This is a genomic window from Kineococcus glutinatus (assembly GCF_039542765.1).
GTDB lineage: Bacteria > Actinomycetota > Actinomycetes > Actinomycetales > Kineococcaceae > Kineococcus_A > Kineococcus_A glutinatus.
Window position 1 is genome coordinate 1 of record NZ_BAABIL010000579.1, and the last position, 1835, is coordinate 1835.

Below are 1835 nucleotides of genomic sequence, written 5' to 3' on the forward strand. Positions count from 1 at the left end.
GGCCGGCCGCTGGTCGGTTACGAACGGGGCGAGGACCTCGCCGCCGCCCGGCACGCGGGGTTCACCGCGGTGGGTGACCTGCGCGTCTGGGTGCGCTGAGGCGCGCCCCGGCCGGCGCCGCGACGACCAGGACCCCACGACCCGGGTGCTGCCGGACAACCACGGGCCCGGGGGCGTCCGGTTCCCGTCGGACGCCCCCGGGCTCGCAGGACCTCCCCGACGGCCTCGTCAGCAGCCCCACGCAGCGGGACGTCGGGGAGGGGTCGGTGGGTCAGACCTCCGCGAGGCGCGAGGTCCGGGTGCCGGTGCCGACGCGCTCGGGCAGCACGGCGACGAGACCAGCGGTCCGCACCGGGGTGGCACCGCGGTCGCGGCCGCCGTCGCGCACCCCGTCGGCGGTGGTCCCGGCGACGGTGCCGGCCTCGCGGGGTGCGGCCGCGGCGGCCGGCGCGTCGAGCAGGAGCAGGCCGAGCCCGCTGGCGCTGATGACCCCCGCGGTGCCCGCGGCCACGATCCGCTGCGTGATCTTCATGTCTGCCCCCCGGTCGCTGTCGCGCCGGGCGCTTCCCGGCACACCCACAATCTGCGCCGCGCAGCTCTGAGATCCCTGTGAGCGGGCTGTTGGCTGCCGGAGACCTGCCGGGGTCGCACCCGCAGGTCGCCGGCCCCGTCCCCGCGTAGGGTCGTCGCGTGAGCGGTGGTGGGTTCGAGGCGGCGGGCGGCGCGGTGCACGGGGAGCACCCGTTCCTGCGCCCGGAGCAGCAGCGGGAACCCGTGCGCCGGCTGCGCGGGCGGCTGAGCGCCCCGGTGACGCTGTGGACGGCGGCGGACGGCGCGCAGCGGGCGGGCCTGACGGTGTCGTCCGTGCTCGTCGGCGAGCCGGGGCAGCTCGCGGGGCTGCTGGGCGACGAGAGCGACGTGCTGGAGGTCCTCACCGCCTCGGGTGCGTTCGCCGTCACCGTCCTGGACTGGTCCCGGCGCCCGCTGGCCGACGCGTTCTCCTTCCTCGGCCCGGCCCCGGGCGGGCCGTTCACCCTGGCGACGTGGACGGACACCGCGTGGGGCCCGGTGCCGGCCGGGGACGTGACGTGGGCGGGCTGCCGCGTGACGGGGGTGCGCACGCTGGGGTGGAGCGCGCTCGTCGAGGCGCGCATCGAGCACGTCGAACCGGGCGCGGACGCCGATCCGCTGGTGTGGCAGCGCGGCCGCTACCGCCACCTCGGATGAGCGGCGCCGGGCGGGAGGAACCCCGCGGGCCGCGACCGCCCGCGGGGGTGGTGCGCCGGCTGCGGGCGGCGGGGTGCGTGTACGCCGAGGAGGAGGCGGCGCTGCTGGTGGCGCAGGCCGGCGGCGCCGCCGAGCTCGACGACCTCGTCGCCCGGCGGGTGGGCGGGCTGCCGCTGGAGCAGGTGCTCGGCTGGGCGCAGTTCTGCGGGGTGCGGGTGGCGGTGGAACCGGGGGTGTTCGTGCCGCGGCGCCGCAGCGAGTTCCTGGCCCGCACCGCCGCGGCCGTCACACCGCGCGGCGGGGTCGTCGTGGACCTGTGCTGCGGTTCCGGCGCCCTGGCGGTGGCGCTGTCCGCGGCGGTCCCGGACCTCGAGGTGCACGCCGTGGACTCCGACCCCGTCGCGGTGCGCTGCGCGCGGGGCAACCTGCCCGGCGCGCAGGTCCTGCTCGGCGACCTCGACGCGCCGCTGCCGGACCGGCTGCGCGGCCGGGTGGACGTGCTGGTGGCGGTGGTGCCGTACGTGCCCAGCGGGGAGGTGGCGCTCATGCCGGCGGAGGCGCGGCTGCACGAGCCCCGCGCCGCGCTGGACGGCGGCGCGGACGGCCTG

The 1835-nt window shown here is 79.0% G+C and carries 3 protein-coding genes; 2 read left to right on the plus strand and 1 reads right to left on the minus strand.

What is annotated here, in order from left to right; translation table 11 throughout:
- Nucleotides 1–271: 271 nt before the first annotated feature.
- Entirely contained in the window at nt 272–532 is a 261-nt protein-coding gene (locus ABEB16_RS18455) for a hypothetical protein (RefSeq protein ID WP_345713675.1), read from the minus strand.
- 158 nt (nt 533–690) lie between these two features.
- Between ABEB16_RS18455 and ABEB16_RS18460 the strand changes: the two genes are divergently transcribed.
- A complete protein-coding gene (locus ABEB16_RS18460) occupies nt 691–1227 on the plus strand; it encodes a flavin reductase family protein (RefSeq protein ID WP_345713676.1) in 537 nt (178 codons plus the stop codon).
- Nucleotides 1224–1835: putative protein N(5)-glutamine methyltransferase (locus tag ABEB16_RS18465; protein ID WP_345713677.1), on the plus strand; the 612-nt coding region annotated here is incomplete at its 3' end. The genes ABEB16_RS18460 and ABEB16_RS18465, both read left to right, overlap by 4 nt.

Coding starts and splice junctions, on each gene's coding strand:
- ABEB16_RS18455 (WP_345713675.1), bottom strand. CDS start 532: ATGAAGATCACGCAGCGGATCGTGGCCGCGGGCACCGCGGGGGTCATC.